The organism is Variovorax sp. LjRoot84, assembly GCF_964254305.1.
Classification (GTDB): Bacteria; Pseudomonadota; Gammaproteobacteria; order Burkholderiales; family Burkholderiaceae_C; genus Variovorax.
Genome location: NZ_CAXUTE020000001.1, coordinates 2,053,642 through 2,074,206, shown reverse-complemented (window position 1 = coordinate 2,074,206; position 20,565 = coordinate 2,053,642). Strand labels below are relative to the sequence as shown.

The 20,565-nt window shown below is 66.3% G+C and carries 20 protein-coding genes; 1 reads left to right on the top strand and 19 read right to left on the bottom strand.

Annotated elements, in window-relative coordinates; all coding sequences use genetic code 11:
- Positions 1–7 precede the first annotated feature (7 nt).
- From ACSQ9I_RS10745 to ACSQ9I_RS10700, 10 genes are all read right to left on the bottom strand, one after another.
- Entirely contained in the window at positions 8–946 is a 939-nt protein-coding gene (locus tag ACSQ9I_RS10745) for an SMP-30/gluconolactonase/LRE family protein (protein ID WP_436313156.1), read from the bottom strand.
- 2 nt (positions 947–948) lie between these two features.
- Positions 949–1,935, bottom strand: a complete 987-nt coding sequence (locus ACSQ9I_RS10740) for a branched-chain amino acid ABC transporter permease (RefSeq protein WP_436313155.1) — start codon at positions 1,933–1,935, stop codon at positions 949–951.
- A gap of 12 nt (positions 1,936–1,947) precedes the next feature.
- The gene (locus ACSQ9I_RS10735) at positions 1,948–2,823 is read right to left on the bottom strand and encodes a branched-chain amino acid ABC transporter permease (protein WP_093102459.1); all 876 of its coding nucleotides are present in this window, start codon (positions 2,821–2,823) and stop codon (positions 1,948–1,950) included.
- A 34-nt stretch (positions 2,824–2,857) separates the two neighbouring features.
- Positions 2,858–4,051, bottom strand: coding sequence for an ABC transporter substrate-binding protein (locus ACSQ9I_RS10730; RefSeq protein ID WP_436313154.1), 1,194 nt, complete (start codon positions 4,049–4,051; stop codon positions 2,858–2,860).
- A gap of 22 nt (positions 4,052–4,073) precedes the next feature.
- On the bottom strand, positions 4,074–4,784 hold the full coding sequence (locus tag ACSQ9I_RS10725) for an ABC transporter ATP-binding protein (protein ID WP_436313153.1): 711 nt from the start codon (positions 4,782–4,784) through the stop codon (positions 4,074–4,076).
- Positions 4,785–5,555 carry an ABC transporter ATP-binding protein gene (locus ACSQ9I_RS10720; protein ID WP_436290620.1) on the bottom strand — a complete coding sequence of 257 codons (771 nt, stop codon included), beginning with the start codon at positions 5,553–5,555 and terminating at the stop codon, positions 4,785–4,787. It lies immediately after the preceding gene.
- A gap of 167 nt (positions 5,556–5,722) precedes the next feature.
- On the bottom strand, positions 5,723–7,285 hold the full coding sequence (locus ACSQ9I_RS10715) for a DHA2 family efflux MFS transporter permease subunit (protein WP_436313152.1): 1,563 nt from the start codon (positions 7,283–7,285) through the stop codon (positions 5,723–5,725).
- Between the two features lie 18 nt (positions 7,286–7,303).
- The gene (locus ACSQ9I_RS10710; RefSeq protein WP_436313151.1) at positions 7,304–8,623 is read right to left on the bottom strand and encodes an HlyD family secretion protein; all 1,320 of its coding nucleotides are present in this window, start codon (positions 8,621–8,623) and stop codon (positions 7,304–7,306) included.
- A 28-nt stretch (positions 8,624–8,651) separates the two neighbouring features.
- Positions 8,652–10,124, bottom strand: a complete 1,473-nt coding sequence (locus tag ACSQ9I_RS10705) for an efflux transporter outer membrane subunit (RefSeq protein ID WP_436313150.1) — start codon at positions 10,122–10,124, stop codon at positions 8,652–8,654.
- Positions 10,105–10,632 (bottom strand): MarR family winged helix-turn-helix transcriptional regulator, encoded by a 528-nt coding sequence (locus ACSQ9I_RS10700; protein ID WP_436313149.1) that lies wholly within the window; start codon positions 10,630–10,632, stop codon positions 10,105–10,107. The genes ACSQ9I_RS10705 and ACSQ9I_RS10700 overlap by 20 nt, the downstream gene beginning before the upstream one ends.
- A gap of 76 nt (positions 10,633–10,708) precedes the next feature.
- On the opposite strand from ACSQ9I_RS10700, the gene ACSQ9I_RS10695 reads away from it, so the two are divergent.
- The gene (locus ACSQ9I_RS10695; RefSeq protein WP_093102446.1) at positions 10,709–12,493 is read left to right on the top strand and encodes an ABC transporter transmembrane domain-containing protein; all 1,785 of its coding nucleotides are present in this window, start codon (positions 10,709–10,711) and stop codon (positions 12,491–12,493) included.
- A 132-nt stretch (positions 12,494–12,625) separates the two neighbouring features.
- Here ACSQ9I_RS10695 and ACSQ9I_RS10690 read toward each other — a convergent pair whose 3' ends face one another.
- From ACSQ9I_RS10690 to nuoI, 9 genes are read right to left on the bottom strand one after another with little or no spacing between them, the layout of a single operon-like run.
- Positions 12,626–13,063 (bottom strand): DUF1178 family protein, encoded by a 438-nt coding sequence (locus tag ACSQ9I_RS10690; RefSeq protein ID WP_093102444.1) that lies wholly within the window; start codon positions 13,061–13,063, stop codon positions 12,626–12,628.
- Positions 13,064–13,073: 10 nt separating this feature from the next.
- Positions 13,074–13,664, bottom strand: a complete 591-nt coding sequence (locus tag ACSQ9I_RS10685; protein WP_093102443.1) for an NUDIX domain-containing protein — start codon at positions 13,662–13,664, stop codon at positions 13,074–13,076.
- Between the two features lies 1 nt (position 13,665).
- Positions 13,666–13,971, bottom strand: a complete 306-nt coding sequence (locus ACSQ9I_RS10680; RefSeq protein WP_093102441.1) for a DUF2818 family protein — start codon at positions 13,969–13,971, stop codon at positions 13,666–13,668.
- Between the two features lie 15 nt (positions 13,972–13,986).
- On the bottom strand, positions 13,987–15,474 hold the full coding sequence (gene nuoN, locus ACSQ9I_RS10675) for an NADH-quinone oxidoreductase subunit NuoN (protein ID WP_436303528.1): 1,488 nt from the start codon (positions 15,472–15,474) through the stop codon (positions 13,987–13,989).
- A gap of 24 nt (positions 15,475–15,498) precedes the next feature.
- A complete protein-coding gene (locus tag ACSQ9I_RS10670) occupies positions 15,499–16,977 on the bottom strand; it encodes an NADH-quinone oxidoreductase subunit M (RefSeq protein ID WP_436303527.1) in 1,479 nt (492 codons plus the stop codon).
- A 27-nt stretch (positions 16,978–17,004) separates the two neighbouring features.
- The gene (gene nuoL / locus ACSQ9I_RS10665; protein ID WP_436313148.1) at positions 17,005–19,041 is read right to left on the bottom strand and encodes an NADH-quinone oxidoreductase subunit L; all 2,037 of its coding nucleotides are present in this window, start codon (positions 19,039–19,041) and stop codon (positions 17,005–17,007) included.
- Positions 19,042–19,050: 9 nt separating this feature from the next.
- Positions 19,051–19,359, bottom strand: a complete 309-nt coding sequence (gene nuoK, locus ACSQ9I_RS10660; protein WP_086922746.1) for an NADH-quinone oxidoreductase subunit NuoK — start codon at positions 19,357–19,359, stop codon at positions 19,051–19,053.
- A complete protein-coding gene (locus tag ACSQ9I_RS10655) occupies positions 19,356–20,003 on the bottom strand; it encodes an NADH-quinone oxidoreductase subunit J (RefSeq protein ID WP_093102435.1) in 648 nt (215 codons plus the stop codon). Before ACSQ9I_RS10655 ends, nuoK begins: the two co-directional genes overlap by 4 nt.
- A 39-nt stretch (positions 20,004–20,042) precedes the next feature.
- Entirely contained in the window at positions 20,043–20,561 is a 519-nt protein-coding gene (nuoI, locus tag ACSQ9I_RS10650) for an NADH-quinone oxidoreductase subunit NuoI (protein ID WP_093102433.1), read from the bottom strand.
- Positions 20,562–20,565 lie beyond the last annotated feature (4 nt).

The following is a 20,565-nucleotide window of genomic DNA, read 5'->3' as shown; positions in this document are numbered from 1 at the left end:
AGGCGCCTCAACCGCCGCGCGCACCCTGCGTGTTGACGTAGAGCGCATAGAGCGACTGGCTCGCCGCCATGAAGAGCCGGTTGCGCGCGATGCCGCCGAAGCACAGGTTGGCGCAGCGCTCGGGCAATGCGATGCGCCCGATCGGCGTGGCGTCGGGCGCGAACACCATCACGCCGTCGCGGCCCTCGCCGGTGCCCCAGCCGGCCCACAGGTTGCCGTCGACGTCGCAGCGGAAGCCATCGGGCGAGCCCTCCATCTCGGTCTGCAGGAACACGCGGTCGTTCTGGAGCCGGCGGCCGTCATCGCTCAAGTCGAACACGCGGATGCGGCGCGGCAAGGTGCCCGACTCCACCACATAGAGCCGGCGCTCGTCGGGCGAGAAGCACAGGCCGTTGGGCCGGTTGACGTCGCCGCAAACTACCGTGGCCTCGCCGGTGCGGCCGTCGACGCGGTAGACGTTGGTGGGCAGCTCGGCCTCGGCCGCATGGCCTTCGTAGTGGCCGAGGATGCCGAAGGGCGGATCGGTGAACCAGATCGAATCGTCCGACTTGACGACGATGTCGTTGGGCGAGTTGAGCCGCTTGCCCTCGAAGCGGTCGACGATCACGGTGATGCTGCCGTCGTACTCGGTGCGCGTCACGCGCCGCGTGCCGTGCTCGCAGCTGACGAGTCGCCCCTGGCGATCGCGCGTATGGCCGTTGGCGAAGTTCGAGGGCTTGCGGAACGCGCTGACCGCACCGGTCTCCTCGTCCCAGCGCATCACGCGGTTGTTGGGAATGTCGCTCCACAGCAGGTAGCGGCCGTCGCCGAACCACACCGGTCCTTCGGCCCAGCGGAAGCCGGTCGCCAGCCGCTCGACGGCGGCGCTGGTGATGCGGTACTTCGCGAAGCGCGGGTCGAGGATTTCGATGGCGGAGTCGGGGTAACGTTCAGCGGGCTGCCACATGGCTAGGCGCGCGGCCCGCGCTGCCGCTCGACGAAGGCGATGATCTCGCCCATGATGCCGCGCCGGAAGGCCAGCACGCAGATCACGAAGATCAGGCCGGTGACCATGGTGACCGACTCGCCGAGGGTGTTGAACCAGTCGATGGTGGTGATGCGCGCGAGCAGGTTGCCGAACTCGCCGATCTTGTTCTCGAGCAGCACCACCACGGCCGAGCCGACCAGCGGGCCGGAGAGCGTGCCCAGGCCGCCCACCAGCGTCATCAGGATGACCTGACCCGACGCGGTCCAGTGCACGTCGGACAAGGTGGCGAAGCCCAGCACCAGGGTCTTGAGCGAACCGGCCAGGCCCGAGAGCGCCGCCGAGATCACGAAGGCCAGCAGCTTGAAGCGGCTTACGTCGTAGCCCAGTGAGAGCGCGCGTGCCTCGTTTTCCTTGATGCCCTTCAGCACTTGACCGAAGGGCGAATGGATGCTGCGCACGATCAAGAGGAAGGCGGCGACCACGATCGCCAGCGCCACGTAGTACATGGTGAGGTCGTTCTGCAGATCGAGCAGGCCGAAGAGCCGGCCGCGCGGCACGCCCTGCAGGCCGTCCTCGCCGCCGGTGAACTTGGCCTGCAGCGCGACGAAGAACATCATCTGCGCCAGCGCCAGCGTGATCATCGCGAAGTAGATGCCTTGACGGCGGATCGCCAGCACGCCGAACAGCCAGCCCAGCAAGGCGCCGGTGAGCGTGCCGGCGATGAGGCCCAGTTCGGGCGTCAGGCCCCAGACCTTCATCACCTGCCCCGCCACGTAGGCCGAGCCGCCGAGGAAGGCCGCGTGGCCGAAAGACAGGAGCCCGGTGTAGCCGAGCAGCAGATTGAAAGCCGAGGCGAACAGTGCGAAGCACATGAGCTTCATCACGAACACCGGGTAGGCGCCGGCGAAGGGCGCCACGATCAGCGCGACGAGCAGCAGCAGGTAGATGACGAGGGATAGCTTTTTCATGCGGCTCGCGTCTTATTTTTCTTTTCCGAACAAGCCGGCCGGCCGGATGAGCAGCACGATGACCATGATCACGAACACGACGGTGGAGGACGCCTCGGGATAGAAGACCTTGGTCAGGCCCTCGATCACGCCGAGGCCGAGCCCGGTCAAGATGGCTCCCATGATCGAGCCCATGCCGCCGATCACGACCACCGCGAACACCACGATGATGAGGTTCTGCCCCATCAGCGGCGAGACCTGGATCACCGGCGCCGCCAGCACGCCCGCGAAGGCTGCGAGCGCGACGCCGAAGCCGTAGGTCAGCGTGATCATCAGCGGCACGTTGACGCCGAAGGCCTCGACCAGGCGCGGGTTCTCGGTGCCTGCGCGCAGGTAGGCGCCCAGCCGCGTCTTCTCGATCACGAACCAGGTCGCGAAGCAGACCACGAGCGAGGCCGCCACCACCCAGGCACGGTAGTTGGGCAGCACCATGAAGCCGAGATCGGTGGCGCTCGACAGCGCATCGGGCGCGTCGTAGCCCAGGCCCGAGACGCCGTAGACCGAGCGGAACACGCCTTCGATCAGCAGCGTGAGGCCGAGCGTGAGCAGGAGACCGTAGAGATGATCGAGCTTGTAGATCCAGCGCAGCAGCAGCCGCTCGATCAGCACGCCGAACAAGCCGACGATGATCGGCGCCGCGACCAGCATCACCCAGTAGTTGACGTTGAAGTAGTTCATCGCCATCCAGGTCAGCACGGCGCCCAGCATGAACAGCGCGCCGTGCGCGAAGTTGATCACATTGAGCAGGCCGAAGATCACTGCGAGCCCAAGGCTCAGGATCGCGTAGAACGATCCGTTGACCAACCCGAGAAGGAGCTGGCTCAGCAGGGCAGGCAGTGAAATTTGCATACGGGAAGGCGATGAACGAGATCAGTGAGTCAGCTTATTTCCAGAGGGAGCACTTGCTCTCGGCTTTTGTCGTGAAGACCTGGTCGCCCGGCAGCGTCTTGACCACCTTCAAGTAGTCCCAGGGCTTCTTCGACTCGGCCGGCGACTTGACCGCCACCAGGTACATGTCGTGCACCATGCGGCCATCGGCGCGGATGGTGCCCTTGGCATAGAAGTCGTTGATGGGCAGCTTCTTGAGCTGTTCCATCACCTTGTCGGCATCCGTCGACTTGGCCGCCTCGACCGCCTTGAGGTAGGTCGTGGTGGCCGAGTAGTCGGCCGCCTGGATGTCGGTGGGCATGCGCTTGGTCTTTTCGAAGTAGCGGGCCGCGAACTTGCGCGTGTCGTCGTTCAGGTCCCAATACCAGCTGGTCGTATGGAGCAGGCCTTCCGTGTTCTTCACGCCAAGGCTGTGTATGTCGGTCAGGAACACCAGCAGGCCCGCCGTCTTCATGGTCTTGCCGATGCCGAATTCCTTGGCGGCCTTGATCGAGTTGATGGTGTCGCCGCCGGCGTTGGCCAGACCCAGGATCTGCGCCTTGGAGTTTTGCGCCTGCAGCAGGAAGGACGAGAAGTCCGAGGCGTTGGTTGGATGGCGCACCGCGCCGACCACCGTGCCGCCCTTTTCCTTCACCACCTTGGCGGTGTCGGCTTCGAGCGCATGGCCGAAGGCGTAGTCGGCCGTCAGGAAGAACCAGGTCTTGCCGCCGGTATCGACCACCGCGCCGCCGGTGCCCCTGGCCAGCGCCACGGTGTCGTAGGCGTAGTGCACGGTGTACGGGGTGCACTGCTCGTTGGTGAGCGCCGAGCTGGCCGCGCCGTTGGTGAAGAACACGCGCTTCTTCTCCTGCGCCACCTTGGCTGTCGCAAGCATCGCGCCGGAATTGGTGCCGCCGAAGATCATGCTGGCGCCGGCCGTGTCGATCCACTCGCGCGCCTTGGAGGCGGCGATGTCAGCCTTGTTCTGATGGTCGGCCGAGAGCAGCTCGATCGGCTTCCCGAGCGCCTTGCCGCCGAAGTCGTCGATTGCCATCTGGATCGCCGTGGCGCCCCCCTTGCCTTCCAGATCGGCGTACAGGCTCGACATGTCGGTCACGAACCCGATCGTGACCTTGTCCTGCGCCTGTGCGCCGGAAGCAAGGGCCAGTGCGCCGATGGCCAGCGCGAGTGCGGTGAGTTGCGTTTTCATGTTGACTCCTTCAGAAAAATGATCAGACGCCGAGCAGTTCATGGAGCACCGGCATCTTGGCCTCGAGTTCGGTTGCGCCGAACTTTTCGACGATGCGACCGTGCTCCATCACGTAGAAACGGTCGGCCAGCGGCGCGGCGAAGCGGAAGTTCTGCTCCACCATGACCACGGTGTAGCCCTTGCCGCGCAGCATGTGGATCATGCGGGCCAGCGCCTGCACGATCACGGGCGCCAGGCCTTCGGATATCTCGTCGAGCAGAAGCAGCCTGGCGCCGGTACGCAGGATACGCGCGACCGCCAGCATCTGCTGCTCGCCGCCCGACAGGCGCGTGCCCTGGCTGTTGCGGCGCTCGGCCAGGTTGGGGAACATCGCGTAGATCTCGTCCACCGACATGCCCTGCCCTGCGCCCTTCAGCACGGGCGGCAGCAGCAGGTTTTCCTCGGCCGACAGGCTTGCGAAGATGCCGCGCTCTTCCGGGCAGTAGCCGATGCCGTGGTGCGCGATGCGGTGCGTGGGCATGCCGATGGTTTCAACGCCGTCGACCTTGATGCTGCCCTTGCGCGCGCCGGTGAGGCCCAGAACGGCCCGCATCGTGGTGGTGCGCCCCGCACCGTTGCGGCCCAGGAGCGTGACCACCTCGCCGGGCTGCACCACCATGTCGACGCCATGCAGCACATGCGACTCGCCGTACCAGGCGTGGAGGTCCTTGATTTCGAGTGCAGGAACGGCCATTCAATGCGCTCCTTGCAATTGGCCGTCGGTGGTGCCCATATAGGCTTCCATCACCTGCGGATTCTTCGAGACTTCGGCATACGGCCCCTCGGCCAGCACGGCGCCGCGCTGCAGCACCGTGATGGTGTCGGCGATGGTCGAGACCACGCTCATGTTGTGCTCCACCATCAGGATGGTGCGGCCGGCCGACACGCGCTTGATGAGTTCGGCCACGCGGTGCACATCTTCGTGGCCCATGCCCTGCGTGGGCTCGTCGAGCAGCATCAGCTCGGGCTCCATCGCAAGCGTGGTCGCGATCTCCAGCGCGCGCTTGCGGCCGTAGGGCAGGTTCACGGTCTGCTCGTCGGCGAGTTCTTCCAGCCCCACCTCGGCCAAGAGCGTGCGGGCGCGCTCATCGAGGGGCTTCAGCGATTTCTCGCTCTTCCAGAAGTGGTAGGAAGTGCCGAGCGCGCGCTGCAGGCCCAGGCGCACGTTCTCGAGCAGGGTCAGGTGCGGGAACACGGCCGAGATCTGGAACGAGCGGATGATGCCGCGCCGCGCAATCTGCGCCGGGCGCTCGTTTGTGATGTCCATCCCGTTGAACAGGATGGTTCCCGAAGTGGGCTCGAGGAACTTGGTCAGCAGGTTGAAGCAGGTCGTCTTGCCGGCGCCGTTGGGGCCGATCAAGGCATGGATCGATCCGCGAACGACCGAGAGATCGACCTTGCTGACCGCGGTGAAGCCCTTGAATTCCTTGGTGAGCTGGCGTGTTTCGAGAATGATGTCGCTCATCTCGCGCGGTCGCCCGTGTGCTGGCAGGAAAGATCAGTCATGCGGTCCATCTGAGCGCACCACCATGGTTGCGCGGACCGCATTGTTTGCAGCGGTAACCAAACTTGCCTACTGGGGCAAATGCCTATGCTGCACTGCAACCAGCGGCAGCTGGTTGGAAGAGAGCGTCAGTGGGCGCCGGCGGCTGCATCGGAGGCACCCGCAGCGCGCGTCGGCTTGGCCAGCCAGACGAAGGGAATCAGCAGCAGGAACAGCACCGCCGATGCATAGAACACATCATTCGCGGCCAGCATGAAGGACTGCTGGTCCACGATGCGGTTGAGCTGCCCCAGCACCTGTTCGGCGCTGAAGCCGCTGCTGCCGAGCCCGGCCATCGCGCTGCTCGCGGCCGCATTGCCCTGGTTGACCGACTCGACCAGCTGCGCGTGATGCAGCGCGGCGCGGTTCTCCCACACCGTGGTGGCGATGGAGGTTCCCATGGCGCCCGCGGTGATGCGCGCGAAGTTCGACAGCCCCGAAGCCGCCGCGATGCGATCGGGCGCGAGGCCCGACAGCGTGATCGTCACCAGCGGAATGAAGAAGAAGGCCATCGCCACACCCTGGATCACGGTCGGGATCATGATGGTCCAGAAGTCGGCCTGGGTGTTGAAGTTGGAGCGCATCCACAGCACCAGCGCGAACACCAGGAAGGAGAAGGTGGCGTAGCGGCGCGGATCGATCTTGCCGACCGTGAGGCCGACGATCGGCGAGAACACGATCGCGAGCAGGCCCACCGGCGCCATGATCATGCCGGCCTGCGTCGCCGTGTAGCCCATGTACTGCTGCAGCCACAACGGCAGGATCACGACGTTGCCGAAGAACAGGCCGTAGGCCACCGCCGTCGCCAGCGCGCCCGACCAGAAGTTGCGGCGCTTGAAGAGCGAGAGGTCGACCACCGGGTGCTTGTCGGTCAGCTCCCAGACCAGGAAGAAGGCGAAGCCGACCACCGCCACCACTGCCATCGTCACGATCTCGGCCGAATGGAACCAGTCCAGTTCCTTGCCCTTGTCGAGCATCAGCTGCAGCGAACCCACCCACAGCACCAGCAGCCCGAGGCCGATGGCATCGATGGGCACCTTGCGCGTCGTGCTCTCGCGCTTGCGGTAGATGCCCCAGGTGATGGCCGCGGCAAGCAGGCCCACCGGGATGTTGATATAGAAGATCCAGGGCCAGGAGATGTTGTCGGTGATCCAGCCGCCGAGCAGCGGCCCCATCACGGGCGCGACCAGTGTAGTCATCGACCACATCGCCATCGCAAGCCCTGCCTTGGCCTTCGGGTAGCTCGACAGCAGCAGCGTCTGCGACAGCGGAATCATCGGCCCGGCGACGAAGCCCTGCAGCGCGCGGAACGCGATCAGCGTCGTCATGTTGGGCGCCAGCCCACAGAGCCAGGAGCTGATGATGAACAGCAGCACGCTGGCCATGAACAGGCGCACCTGGCCGAAGCGCTGCGTGAGCCAGCCGGTGAGCGGCACCGCGATGGCGTTGGCCACCGCGAAGCTGGTGATGACCCAGGTGCCCTGCGTCGAACTGACGCCGAGGTCGCCGGAGATGGCTGGCAGCGAGACGTTGGCGATCGAGGTGTCGAGCACGTTCATGAAGGTCGCGGCCGAGAGCGCGATCGTGCCCCACAGCCGGGCGGAGCCCTCGAGCGGCGGCAGGGGTGCGGGAAGAGCCGAAGCGGTCGCCATCGTGCGCAAGCCGTCGAATCAGATCGGGTTGACGTGCGAGGGCGATGCACCTGCCGCAGAGGCGGCACTGCCCGCGGGCCGCGCCGTGCTCGCGAGCGCTGCGCCGCGGCCCATGTTGGCCGCGATGATGCGCTGCACTTCGGCGTCGGCGCCCTGGTCGAGCCGGCTGTAGACCTGTGTCTGACTCAGCGCGCTGGCGCGCGGCGCGTCGGCGAGCATCTTGCCGCCCTTCTGCGTGACGTCGATCTCGGCATCCATCGAGAGGCCCACGCGCAGCGGATTGGCCTTGAGCTGCTCGGGGTCGAGCGCGATGCGCACCGGCACCCGCTGCACCACCTTGATCCAGTTGCCGGTGGCGTTCTGCGCCGGCAGCAGCGCGAAGGCGGCACCGGTGCCGACGCCGAGGCCGGCGACGCGGCCGGTGTATTCGACCTTCTTGCCGTACACGTCGGCCGTGAGCTTCACCGGCTGGTCGAGGCGGATGCTGCGCAGCTGCACTTCCTTGAAGTTGGCGTCGACCCACACCTGGTTCAGCGGCACGATCGACATCATCGGCGTGCCGGCCGCGACGCGCTGGCCGAGCTGCACGGTGCGCTTGGCCACGTAGCCTTCGACCGGTGCCGGCATCGCGACGCGCTGTGTCGCGAGATAGGCCTCGCGCACCTTGGCGGCGGCGGCCAGCACGCTCGGGTGCTGCTCGACGCTGGTGCCTTCGGTCAGCGACTGGTTGCTCGCGAGCTGTTCGCGCGCCGAGACCACGCCGGCCTGCGCCGCCGCGAGCGCGCTCTTCGCGTTGGCGAGCGTCGTCTCGGCGTGGTTGAGTTCTTCCTTCGACACCGCGCCGTTGCCCGTGAGCGCCTGACGGCGCTTCAGGTCGTCCTGGGCGCGCGCGATGTCGCTCTGCGCCTTGACGATGTCGGACTGGCGCAGCGTGACCTGCGCGGCCAGCGAGCCGTTGTTGGCGTACAGCGTGCGCACCTGGCGCACCGTCTGCGCGAGCGCGGCCTCGGCCTGGTCGAGCGCGACCTTCGCATCGGCCGGATCGAGCTGCACCAGCGGCTGGCCGGCTTTCACGAGGTCGGTGTCGTCGGCCATGATGGCCATCACGGTGCCGCCGATCTGCGGCGTGATCTGGATCACGTTGCCCTGCACGTAGGCGTTGTCGGTCGACTCGTAGTGGCTCGCGACCAGCCATTCGTAGAGGCCCCAGCCGGCGCCGGCCAGCACCACCACCGAGGCGAGTGCGGTCAGCGCGCGGCGGCGCTTGCTGCTGGAAGGCGCCGCCTCGGCGACGGATTGGGCCGGGACGGTCGTGTCGGTGTTGTCCTTGCTGTCCATGGAGATGTCTTTCGGTTTCGCGCGGTGTTCAGGGATGCGGGGTCGGTGTCGTGCCGGCCGCAGCAGTGGTCGAAGTGGCGGGCTGCCAGCCGCCGCCCAGCGCGCGGGCCAGGCCGACCTGCGTGTCGAGGGCGCGCGCGGCGAGGTCGACCGCTTCGCGGCGCTGCGCGAGCACGGAGGTCTCTGCCGTCAGCACGTTGAGGTAGTTGCCGAGGCCGGCGCCGTAGCGCTGCACGGCGATGTCGTGGGCGGCTTCGGCCGCGCTCTGCGCGTCGCGTTGCTCGGCCTGTTGGCGCGTCACCGATTGCGCGCTGGCGACCTGGTCGGCGACGTCGCGCACCGCATCGAGCACGGAGGCGTTGTAGCTCTCGATCGCGGCGTCGAGATCGGCGGCCTTGCCGCGCAGGTTGGCGCGCAGCCGGCCGCCTTCGAAGATCGGCAGCCGGACGGCCGGGCCCACGCCCCACTGCTGGCTGCCGGACTTGACCAGGTTGTCGAAGCCGATGCTCGAGAAGCCGGCGAAGGCCACGAGGTTGATGTTCGGATAGAACTGCGTCTTCGCGTTCGCGACATCGCTGGTGGCGGCTTCGACGCGCCAGCGCGCGGCCGCGATGTCGGCGCGCCGTCCCAGCAGGTCGGCCGGGATCATGGGCTGCAGCGCGATCGGCCGGATGCCGCCGAGCGCTGGCGGGGCCAAGCCCTGCGTCGCATTCGGCTTGGCAACGAGCGCGTCGAGCGCGTGCTGCGCAAGCGCGATCTGTTCGCGGAAGGACTCGATCTGCTGGCGCGCCTGCGGCAGGCCGCCTTCGCTCTGGCGCAGTTCGAGGCGCGTGTCGAGCCCGGCGGAGACGCGGTCGCGCACCAGCTTCAGCGTTTCTTCGCGCTGCGCCAGCGTGCGCCTGGCCACGGCCAGCTGGTCGTTCAGCCGGGCCCACTGGAAATAGCCGCGTGCGATGTTGCTGGCCAAAAGGACGCGGGCGGCGTCGGCATCGGCGACCGCGGCATTCGCGCTGCCGATGGCCGCCTCGATCGCGGTGCGGTTCTTGCCGAAGAAGTCGAGCTCCCAGCTGGCATTGAGCTGCAGCGTGCCGGTCTCCTGGATCGAGCCGCCGAGCGGCGACGGGTAGATGTAATTGCCGCTGAACTTCTGCCGCGTGAGATCGAGCTCGCCGTCAATCTGCGGTTTGCCGGCCGCCTCGGCGATGGCGGTCGAGGCCTGTGCGCGGGCAAGGCGCGCACGCGCGACCTGCAGATTGGGATTGCCTTCCAGCGCCTGGCCGACCAGGGCGTTGAGCTGGGCATCGCCGAAGCCGAGCCACCATTGGCTGTCGATGGCAGGTGCGGCCTGCGCGCTCCCCAGCCCCAGTGAATCGGCATCGCGCAGCTTCGCGTGCGAATCGATGTGCGCCATGTCGGCGCAACCGGCCAGAACAAGGACCGCCAAGGCAGCGGCCATGGCGATCGCGCGGCGGCGCGCGAACTCAAGAAGAAGCGGATTCATCTTTTTCTCCACGGGCCGCGACGGCCTGTGCGTTGTCGAGGATGCGGCGCAAATAGCCCTTGAGCTGCACCCACTCCTCACGGGTGAAGCCGGCAAGCGCCTCGTTCTGCACGCGGCATAGGACATGGGGTACCTGTCGGGCGGCGGCGCGGCCCTCGTCGGTCAGTTCGATGTTGACCACGCGCCGGTCGGAAACGGAGCGCACGCGCCGGCACAGGCCCTTGGCTTCGAGACGGTCGAGCAGGCGCGTCATGGCGCCAGTGTCGAGCTGGCACTCGCGCGCGAGTTCCGCGACGGTGGTGGCGTGGCCCAGGTGGAGCTTGTAGAGCGGCGCCCATTGCGGAAAGGTGGGCGCGCCCGGTTCCCACATGTCGCTGGCGACCGCCTGGCTCACGAGGGTCGTGATGCGGCGCATCATGTGGCCGACGCTTTCCTCGGCTTGGTAATTCTCCGGCTTGTAGAAGTCGGCGGCCGGCGGTACGGCTCCTGGGCTTGGGGAATCGGACATGGCGCGATATTAATTGTCACGACAACTATTGTCAAGGCTGCCTTTGAGGCGGCAAGCGTTGGCTAGAATCGAAGTCATGGTTTCCCCCGCTTCGCCCTCGCTCGCCAAGGGCTCTCCCAAATCACTGACCGGGCTGACCCCTTTTCTGCGCCCCTACCGCACCCAGATCCTGCTGGCTGCCGTGTTTCTGGTCCTGGCGGCGGCGACCACGCTGGTGTTCCCGCTGGCCCTGCGCGGCCTGATCGATGGCGGCCTGATCGCCGCCGACCGCGGTGCCCAGGCCATGGCGCTGCGCGAGCATTTCCTGGCCCTGTTCGCCGTGGCCGTGGCGCTCGGCATCTTCTCGGCGGCGCGCTTCTACACCGTGAGCTGGCTCGGCGAGCGGGTCACGGCGGACCTGCGCAACGCGGTCTACGCCCATGTGCTGCGCCAGAGCCCGGCCTTTTTCGAGACCACGCAGACCGGCGAAGTGCTGTCGCGCCTGACGGCCGACACGACGCTGGTGCAGACCGTCGTCGGCTCCTCGCTCAGCATGGGATTGCGCAACGCGGTGATGGGCAGCGGCGCGCTGGCCATGCTGATCTGGACCAACCCCTATGTGATGGTGCAGGTGCTCGGCATCCTGGTGCTGGTGGTGCTGCCGAGCATGTGGTTCGGCCGCCGCGTGCGCCGGCTTTCGCGGGCCAGCCAGGACCGCGTCGCCGATTCGAGCGCCATCGCGGCCGAGGTGCTGAATGCGATTCCCGTGGTGCAGAGCTACACGGCCGAAGCGCGCGAAGCGGCCCGCTTCGACGCCTCCACCGACAACGCCTTCCGCACCGCGGTGCGCCGCACGAAGGCGCGCTCGGTGCTGGTGGCCTTCATCATCATCGCGACCTCGGCGGCGCTGCTGTGGGGCTTGTACCAGGGCACGCAGGCGGTGCTGCGCGGCGACATCACGGCCGGCCACCTCGGACAGACGGTGGTCTACGTGATCATCCTGGCCAGTGCCGCCGCGGTGCTGGGCGAGGTCTACGGCGACCTGCTGCGCGCGGCCGGCGCCACCGAGCGCCTGATGGAGCTGCTGCACGCCAGGCCGGTCATCGTCTCGCCGGCCCAGCCGGCCAAGGCGGTGGTTCCCGCCGCCGGCAGCGCGGTCAGCTTCGAGGGCGTCACCTTCCACTACCCCTCGCGGCCCGGCACCCCGGCGCTGCGCGACTTCAGCCTCGCGGTGGCGCCGGGCGAAACCGTGGCGCTGGTGGGCTCGAGCGGCGCGGGCAAGAGCACGGTGTTCCAGCTGCTCTTGCGCTACTACGACCCGCAATCGGGCCGCATCGCGCTCGACGGCACTTCGCTCGCAGAGCTGTCACTCGACGAACTGCGCACGCGCATCGGGCTGGTGCCGCAGGACGCAGTGATCTTCTCGGCCAGCGCGCTGGAAAACATTCGCTACGGCCGGCCCGATGCGAGCGTCGAAGAAGTCCACGCCGCCGCGCGCGCCGCCTTTGCCGACGGATTTCTGAAGGCGCTGCCCGAGGGCTACGACACCTTCCTCGGCGAGCGCGGCGTGCGCCTGTCGGGCGGGCAGCGCCAGCGCATCGCGATCGCGCGCGCGATGCTCAAGAACCCACCGCTGCTCCTGCTCGACGAAGCCACCAGCGCGCTCGATGCCGAGAGCGAGCGCATGGTGCAGGCCGCGCTCGAATCCGCGATGGTGGGCCGCACCACGCTGGTCATCGCCCACCGGCTCGCGACGGTGCAGAAGGCCGACCGCATCGTGGTGCTCGACCACGGCGGCATCGTGGAACAGGGAACGCATGCGACGCTGGTCGCGCAGAACGGCGTCTACGCACGCCTCGCGGCGCTGCAGTTCACCTCGTAGGCACACCGGCAGGCAGCCAACTCGCATTCGCCATACCAGGAACACCGCGGAACCGGCTTTGCCGGGCCGCTGGTGTTGCCCCCGGTGAAGGGGTTGGCGGCCACACGAAGTGGGCAAGCCTGGGGGAGAGCTTTACTGCAGAGTTTCTTTGAGGGCGGGCGGGATGGGCAGCGAAAACACCGCGATCCCTTCGTCGAGCAGGGTCTGCGCTTCCTCGCGCGTGGCCTGACCGCGGATGCCGCGCTCCTCGGCTTCGCCGTAGTGCATCTTGCGGGCCTCGTCGGCGAAGCGTTCGCCGACGTCTTCGGTCTTGGCCATCACCTCGCGCACCGCACGCATCCAGCGTGCTTCAGGCGAGCTCTCGGCGGCAGGCGCGCTCGGCGCTTCGGCAGGCGGCTTGGGGCTGCCGAGGTTCAGGCGCGGCGCGGCCAGCAGCTTGGTGATGGCCGTGTCGGCACAGATCGGGCAGGACACGAGGCCGCCGGCGAGCTGCGTCTCGAACGCCTCGTTGGACGCGAACCAGCCCTCGAAGCCGTGGCCGTGGGCGCATTGGAGGTTGAGGACCTTCATGCGCGGATTATCAGGCGCCGGCGGGTGCGGCGGGCGTTTGCCAGTCGAGCGCCCATGCGCCCGACAGGACGTTTTGCAGCCAGAGCGTGCAGGTCAGCGTCTTGGCGTCGGACACGGTGCCGTCGCGGCACCAGCCGAACAGCTCGTCCGGCGTGGCAGTGATGACGTCGAGGAACTCGCCGTGGTCGAGCTGCCGGTCGCCCAGCGACAGGCCGCGCGCGAAGTAGATGTGGATGATCTCGGTCGAGTACGCCACCGCCAGGTGCATGGCGCCGGCGTGGGCCCATTCGCGCGCGCTGTAGCCGGTTTCCTCGATCAGCTCGCGCTGGCCGCAGAAAAGCGGGTCTTCGCCGGCATCGAGCTTGCCGGCCGGGAATTCGGTCATCACGCGGCCGATCGGGTAGCGGTATTGCCGCTCGAGCACGACGCGGCCGTCGTCGAGCAGCGGCACCACCACCACCGCGCCCGGGTGGATCACGTATTCGCGCGTCGCGCTCTTGCCGTCGGGCAGGCGCACGGTGTCGCGCTTGGCGTGCAGGAAATTGCCCTTGAACAGCAGCTCGCTGTTCGTGCCCTCTTCCCTCAGATGTGCGTCGTCCATGTCATTTCCGATGCTTGAGCAGGTAGCGCCAGGTGAAGCCGGGAAAGGCCAGCACGACGAAAAGCGCGCCGGTGACGGCGTAGAACTCCCAACCCTGCGGCGCGATCTGGCCCGCGCGGCGTTCGAACAGGAGGCCGACGCCGCCGGCCACGAAGTAGAGAAGCAAGAGTTCGGCCAGTCGCAGGCCCAGCGACTTGGTGCGCGCCGACAGCGGCACCAGCCCGAACAACCGCTCGTTGACGAAGGGCAGATTGGCCGCCGCCAGCGCCACCAGCAGCACGACCCAGACCGATGCGCCCTGCGACACCTAGGGCAGGCCCTGCTAGTTGGCCAGCGTGGCCACGATCGCCTGCGCGCAGAGCGTCATGAGCCCCCCCGGCACGATGCCGAGGATCAGGATCAGCGCGCCGTTGATCGTCAGCACCGTGCGCACGTCGCGCGGCGCCGACACCGTGCTCGCGGTGACCGGCGCATCGAAGTACATGACCTTGACCACGCGGATGTAATAGAAGGCGCCGATCAGCGACATCACGACGGCGAACACCGCCAGCGCGATGTACAGGCCCTGCCCCGACGCGATCAGCGCCTGCAGCACGGCCAGCTTGGCGTAGAAGCCGACCAGCGGCGGAATGCCGGCCAGCGAGAACATGGCCAGCGCCATCACGCCGGCATAGAGCGGGCTGCGCTGGTTGAGGCCGGCGAGATCGGTGATCTCCTCGCTCTCGAAGCCTTCGCGCGCCAAGAGCAGGATGATGCCGAAGCTCGCCAGCGTGGTCAGCACGTAGGTCACGATGTAGAACATCGAGGCGCTGTAGGCGAACTGCGCGTTGTAGGTGTTGTTGTTGACCACGCCCGCCACCAGGCCCAACAGCATGAAGCCCATCTGCGCGATGGTCGAATAGGCCAGCATGCGCTTGAGGTTGGTCTGCGCGATGGCCGCCAGGTTGCCGACCAGAAGCGATGCGATGGCGAGCAAGGCGAGCATCTGCTGCCAGTCGATCGCAAGCGGCAGCAGGCCTTCCACCAGCAGGCGGATGATGATCGCGAAGGCCGCCAGCTCGGGCGCCGAGCCGATCATCAGCGTGACCGCGGTCGGCGCGCCCTGGTAGACGTCGGGCACCCACATGTGGAAAGGCGCTGCGCCGACCTTGAAGGCCAGGCCGGCGACGATGAACACCAGCCCAAAAACCAGCACCTGGTGGTTGACCTTGCGGCTCGCGATGGCCTTGAACACCTCGTTGGTGTCGAGCGACCCGGTCGCGCCATACATCATCGACATGCCGTAGAGCAGGAAACCGCTGGCCATGGCGCCGAGCACGAAGTACTTCATCGCGGCTTCGCTGGCCACCGCGTTGTCGCGACGCAGCGCGACCAGCGCGTAGCTCGACAGCGTGAGCAGTTCGAGCCCGAGGTAGATCAGAAGGAAGTTGCTGCCCGAGATCATCACGAAGATGCCGAGCAAGGCGAACATGCTCAGCGTGAACATCTCGCCGCCCTTCAGCATGCCGCGGTCGGCCGCATAGGGCCGGCCGTAGACCAGCGTGACCATCAGCGCCAGCGTCGCGAAGCACTTGAGCCAGTTGCCCATCGGGTCGCTCACGACCATGCCGGCGAAGCCGTAGTGGGTCTTGCCCTCGGTGGCCTGGAGCGCAGTGAGAAAGGCCACCACGGCAAGCGTGAGCAGCGTCAGCACGTAGGTGCGCGTGCGGTGCGTGCTGGTCGTGGACAGATCGACCAGCGCGATGATGCAGGCCATGACCAGCAGCACCGCCTCGGGGTAGATCGTCATCCAGCTGAGTTTGTCAATCATCTCGTTCTCTTGTTCAGCTTGGACTCATTGGGGCAGCTTGGGCGTCGCCACGTGGCGCAGCAGCTCGGCCACCGAGGCATTCGTCACGTCGGTGAAGGGCTTGGGATAGATGCCCATCCACAGCACCGCGGCCGCGAGCAAGCCCAGCATGAGGAACTCACGCGCATTGATGTCGCTCAGTTCCTTCACATGGTCGTTGCCCACCGGCCCGAGGTAGACGCGCTTGTACATCCACAGCGTGTAGGCGGCGCCGAAGATCAGCGCCGTGGAGGCGCCCAGGCCGAGCCAGAAATTGGCCTTGACCGCGCCGAGGATCACCATCCATTCGCCGACGAAGCCGGCGGTGGCGGGCAGGCCGCAGTTGGCCATGGCGAACAGCAGCGCGAAGGCCGCGAACTTAGGCATGGTGTTGACCACGCCGCCGTAGTCGGCGATCTGGCGCGAGTGCACGCGGTCGTAGAGCACGCCGATGCAGAGGAACATCGCGCCAGAGACGAAGCCGTGCGCGATCATCTGCACGATGCCGCCCGACACGCCGAGCTCGTTGAAGATGAAGAAACCCAGCGTCACGAAGCCCATGTGCGCCACGGACGAATAGGCCACCAGCTTCTTCATGTCCTGCTGCACCAGCGCCACCAGACCGACGTAGATCACCGCGATCAGCGACAGCCCGATCATGAGCCAGGCCCATTCGTGCGCAGCATCGGGCGCGATCGGCATCGAGAAACGCAGGAAGCCGTAGGCGCCGAGCTTCAGCATGATCGCGGCCAGCACGGCCGAACCGCCCGTGGGCGCCTCGACGTGCACGTCGGGCAGCCAGGTATGGACCGGCCACATCGGCACCTTGACCGCGAAGGCCGCGAAGAAGGCGAAGAACAGGAAGGTCTGCGCGCTCGCGCTGAGCGGCAGCTTGTGCCAGCTCAGGATGTCGAAGCTGCCGCCCGACTTGTTGTACATGTAGATCAGCGCGACCAGCATCAGGAGCGAGCCGAGCAGCGTGTAGATGAAGAACTTGAAGGCCGCGTAGATCTTGTTGGGGCCGCCCCAGATGCCGATGATCAGGTACATCGGGATCAGCGTGGCTTCGAAGAAAACGTAGAACAGGATGCCGTCGAGCGCCGAGAAGGAGCCGATCATGAGGCCCGAAAGGATCAGGAAGGCGCCCATGTACTGGTTGACGCGCTCGGTGATCACCTCCCACGCGGAGATCACCACGATCACCGTGATGAACGCGGTCAAGAGCACCAGCCACAGCGACAGGCCGTCGAGGCCGACGTGGTAGTGGATGCTGAAGCGCTCGATCCAGCTTCCCTTCTCGACGAACTGCATTGCGGCGGTTCCGGTCTGGAAGCGCGTGTACAGCGGAATGGTGACCAGGAAGCTCGCGATCGAACCGACCAGCGCGATCCAGCGCACGCCGTTCGCATGCTCGTCTTTACCGAAGGCCAGCAGCGCGGCGCCGAACGCGATCGGCACCCAGATGGCAAGGCTCAACAAACCCATTTTTGTTTTATCTCCGGCGCTTTGCGCTTACCTGTTGAACCAGACGAAGTACGTCATGAGGAGGAAGATGCCCATCAGCATCGCGAACGCGTAGTGGTAGATGTAGCCGGACTGCATCCAGCGCACGACGCCGGCGACGCGGCCGATCGCCTTCCACGAGCCGTCGACGATGGCGCCGTCGATGACCCCCTGGTCCCCGCCTTTCCAGAGACCGGTGCCCACCGCGCGCGTTCCGCGCGCGATGAGGTTCTCGTTGATCCAGTCCATGTAGTACTTGTTCTCGAGCAGCCGATGGACGGGACCGAAGGCGCGCTTGATCGCCGCCGGCAGCGCCGGATTGACGAGGTACATGTACCAGGCCATCACCACGCCGGCCAGCGCGAGCCAGAACGGCGCGGCAGTGAGGCCGTGCAGGGCCATCGCCATCGGGCCGTGGAAGGCCTCGGCCAGTTCCTTCATCGCGTGGTGCTTGCTCTCGTCGATGATGATCGCGTCCTTGAAGAAGCCGCCGAAGAGCATCGGATCGATGGTCATGTAGCCGATCACGACCGAGGGAATGGCCAGCAGCACCAGCGGCAGCCAGACCACCCAGGGCGACTCGTGCGGCACGCTGTGATCGTGGTGATGACCGTGCGGATCCGGTTCCGCATCGTCGCCGTGGTGATTGTTCTCGGGATTCTGGTTGTAGCGCTCCTTGCCATGGAACACCAGGAAGTACATGCGGAACGAATAGAAGGCCGTGACGAACACGCCAGCCAGCACCGCCCAGTACGCGAAGCCCGCGCCCCAGAGATGGCTTTCGTGCACGGCTTCGATGATGCTGTCCTTCGAGTAGAAGCCCGCGAACAAAGGCGTGCCGATCAGCGCCAGCGAGCCCACCAGCGAGGTGATCCAGGTGATCGGCATGTATTTGCGCACGCCGCCCATCCAGCGGATGTCCTGGTTGTGGTGCATGCCGATGATCACCGAGCCGGCGCCGAGGAACAGCAGCGCCTTGAAGAAGGCGTGCGTCATCAGGTGGAACACGGCGACGGAGTACGCCGAGGCGCCGAGCGCCACCGTCATGTAGCCGAGCTGCGAGAGCGTCGAGTAGGCGACCACGCGCTTGATGTCGTTCTGGATGATGCCCAGGAAGCCCATGAAGAGCGCGGTGATGGCGCCGATCACGAGCACGAAGGAAAGCGCCGCGTCGCTGAGCTCGAACAGCGGCGACATGCGCGCCACCATGAAGATGCCGGCCGTCACCATGGTCGCGGCGTGGATCAGCGCCGAGATCGGGGTCGGGCCTTCCATCGAATCGGGCAGCCACACGTGCAGCGGGAACTGCGCGCTCTTGCCCATCGCGCCGATGAACAGGCAGATGCAGATCACGGTGATCAGCATCCACTCGGTGCCGGGGAAGCTCAGCTTGGCGAGCGCGTCGGCCTTGGCGAAGGCCTCGGCGTAGTTCAGCGTGCCGGCGTAGGCGGCGATCAGCCCGATGCCGAGGATGAAGCCGAAGTCGCCCACGCGGTTGACCAGGAAGGCCTTGAGGTTGGCGAAGATCGCGCTCGGCCTGTTGTACCAGAAGCCGATCAGCAGATAGGACACCAGGCCCACCGCCTCCCAGCCGAAGAACAGCTGCAGCATGTTGTTGCTCATCACGAGCATCAGCATCGAGAAGGTGAAGAGCGAGATGTAGGCGAAGAAGCGGTTGTAGCCCTCGTCTTCTTCCATGTAGCCGATGGTGTAGATGTGCACCATCAGCGACACGAAGGTCACGACGCACATCATCATCGCGGTGAGGCCGTCGACCAGGAAGCCGACTTCCATCTTGAGGCCGCCGACCACCATCCATTCGTAGATGGTGGCGTTGAAGCGGGCGCCGTCGGCGACCACGCTCTTGAGCGTCATGGCCGAGATCACGAAAGCGATGAAGACGCCGAGGATGGTCAGCGAATGCGTGATGCGGCGGCCGATGTGGTTGCCGCCGAACTTGGTGCCGAACAGGCCGGCCAGCACGGAGCCGACCAGGGGCGCCAGCGGCACGGCCAGCAGTGCGGATGCGGAGAGAGTTGCGCTCATATGTCAGTCCTAGCCCTTGAGCGCGTTGAGTTCGTCGACGTTGATGTTCGACTTGTTGCGGAACAAGAGGACCAGCAGCGCCAGCCCGATGGCCGACTCGGCCGCGGCCACGGTCAGGATGAAGAACACGAAGATCTGGCCGTGCATGTCGCCGAGGAAGTACGAGAAGGCGACGAAGTTCACGTTGACTGCAAGAAGCATCAGCTCGATGCACATCAAGAGCACGATCAGGTTCTTGCGGTTCAGGAAGATGCCGATCACCGACAGCGCGAAAAGCATCGCACCCAGCGAGAGAAAGTGTCCGAGCGTGAGCGTCATGCCTTGGTCTCCCCGGCTGCCGGTGTTTCTGCAGCGGCAGGCTGCGCCGCGCGCGTGACGGGCATCTGCACGATGCGCACGCGGTCGCGCGCCTTCACGCGCACCTGGTCGGACGGGTTCACGTACTTGCTGTCCTTGCGGGTGCGCAGCGTGAGCGCGATGGCCGCGACGATGGCGACCAGCAGGATGACGGCAGCGATCTCCAGCGGGTAGAGGTACTCCGTGTAGAGCAGCTTGCCGAGTTCGAGCGTGTTGGAAGTGCCCGGCCCGGAGGCCATGGCGGTCTTCGGCTCGGCGAGGCGGAAGCCGCCCATCAGCACCGCGGCCATTTCGAGCGCGATCAGCGCGCCGACGCCGGCCGCGAGCGGGAAGTGCTTCCAGAAGCCCTCGCGCAGCGCGTCGACGTTGATGTCGAGCATCATCACGACGAACAGGAACAGCACCATCACCGCGCCGACGTAGACGAGCACCAGCGAGATGGCCAGGAACTCGGCGCGCAGCAGCAGCCAGATCGCCGATGCCTGGAAGAACGCAAGCACCAGATAGAGCGCGGCATACACGGGGTTGCGCGCGGTGATGACGCGGAAGGCCGCGAAAAGCAGCACCGCGGCAAACAGGTAGAACAGGCCGGTCTTGACGTCCATGGATCGGGTTGGTTTTTTGAAGTTCGGGCCAGTCCCGCTTCAGCGGTACTTGGCGTCCGCCGCCTTGTTGGCGGCGATTTCTTTTTCGTAGCGGTCGCCCACGGCCAGCAGCATGTCCTTGGTGAAGTACAGGTCGCCGCGCTTTTCGCCGTGGTATTCGAAGATGTGGGTTTCGACGATGGAGTCGACCGGGCAGCTCTCTTCGCAGAAGCCGCAGAAGATGCACTTGGTCAGGTCGATGTCGTAGCGCGTGGTGCGGCGCGAGCCGTCGTCGCGCACATCCGATTCAATGGTGATCGCGAGCGCCGGGCAGACGGCCTCGCAGAGCTTGCAGGCGATGCAGCGCTCTTCGCCGTTCTCGTAGCGGCGCAGTGCATGCAGGCCGCGGAAGCGCGGCGACAGCGGCGTCTTCTCTTCGGGAAACTGCACGGTGATCTTGCGGCTGAAGGCGTACTTGCCGGTCAGCGCGAGCCCCTTGAACAGCTCGACCAGCATGAAGCTGGACAGGAAGTCCTTGAGTGAAAACGGCGCCGGCGAGGTTGCGGTGTGCGCAGACATGGCG

What these genes read in the sequence shown, in the direction of transcription:
- ACSQ9I_RS10745 (WP_436313156.1), bottom strand. Translation starts at nt 946, where the DNA reads ATGTGGCAGCCCGCTGAACGTTACCCCGACTCCGCCATCGAAATCCTC.
- ACSQ9I_RS10730 (WP_436313154.1), bottom strand. Translation starts at nt 4,051, where the DNA reads ATGAAAACGCAACTCACCGCACTCGCGCTGGCCATCGGCGCACTGGCC.
- ACSQ9I_RS10685 (WP_093102443.1), bottom strand. Translation starts at nt 13,664, where the DNA reads ATGGACGACGCACATCTGAGGGAAGAGGGCACGAACAGCGAGCTGCTG.
- ACSQ9I_RS10725 (WP_436313153.1), bottom strand. Translation starts at nt 4,784, where the DNA reads ATGGCCGTTCCTGCACTCGAAATCAAGGACCTCCACGCCTGGTACGGC.
- ACSQ9I_RS10655 (WP_093102435.1), bottom strand. Translation starts at nt 20,003, where the DNA reads ATGGACGTCAAGACCGGCCTGTTCTACCTGTTTGCCGCGGTGCTGCTT.
- nuoK (WP_086922746.1), bottom strand. Translation starts at nt 19,359, where the DNA reads ATGACGCTCACGCTCGGACACTTTCTCTCGCTGGGTGCGATGCTTTTC.
- nuoL (WP_436313148.1), bottom strand. Translation starts at nt 19,041, where the DNA reads ATGAGCGCAACTCTCTCCGCATCCGCACTGCTGGCCGTGCCGCTGGCG.
- ACSQ9I_RS10720 (WP_436290620.1), bottom strand. Translation starts at nt 5,555, where the DNA reads ATGAGCGACATCATTCTCGAAACACGCCAGCTCACCAAGGAATTCAAG.
- ACSQ9I_RS10695 (WP_093102446.1), top strand. Translation starts at nt 10,709, where the DNA reads ATGGTTTCCCCCGCTTCGCCCTCGCTCGCCAAGGGCTCTCCCAAATCA.
- nuoN (WP_436303528.1), bottom strand. Translation starts at nt 15,474, where the DNA reads ATGATTGACAAACTCAGCTGGATGACGATCTACCCCGAGGCGGTGCTG.
- ACSQ9I_RS10690 (WP_093102444.1), bottom strand. Translation starts at nt 13,063, where the DNA reads ATGAAGGTCCTCAACCTCCAATGCGCCCACGGCCACGGCTTCGAGGGC.
- ACSQ9I_RS10670 (WP_436303527.1), bottom strand. Translation starts at nt 16,977, where the DNA reads ATGGGTTTGTTGAGCCTTGCCATCTGGGTGCCGATCGCGTTCGGCGCC.
- ACSQ9I_RS10715 (WP_436313152.1), bottom strand. Translation starts at nt 7,285, where the DNA reads ATGGCGACCGCTTCGGCTCTTCCCGCACCCCTGCCGCCGCTCGAGGGC.
- ACSQ9I_RS10700 (WP_436313149.1), bottom strand. Translation starts at nt 10,632, where the DNA reads ATGTCCGATTCCCCAAGCCCAGGAGCCGTACCGCCGGCCGCCGACTTC.
- ACSQ9I_RS10705 (WP_436313150.1), bottom strand. Translation starts at nt 10,124, where the DNA reads ATGAATCCGCTTCTTCTTGAGTTCGCGCGCCGCCGCGCGATCGCCATG.
- ACSQ9I_RS10735 (WP_093102459.1), bottom strand. Translation starts at nt 2,823, where the DNA reads ATGCAAATTTCACTGCCTGCCCTGCTGAGCCAGCTCCTTCTCGGGTTG.
- ACSQ9I_RS10740 (WP_436313155.1), bottom strand. Translation starts at nt 1,935, where the DNA reads ATGAAAAAGCTATCCCTCGTCATCTACCTGCTGCTGCTCGTCGCGCTG.
- nuoI (WP_093102433.1), bottom strand. Translation starts at nt 20,561, where the DNA reads ATGTCTGCGCACACCGCAACCTCGCCGGCGCCGTTTTCACTCAAGGAC.
- ACSQ9I_RS10710 (WP_436313151.1), bottom strand. Translation starts at nt 8,623, where the DNA reads ATGGACAGCAAGGACAACACCGACACGACCGTCCCGGCCCAATCCGTC.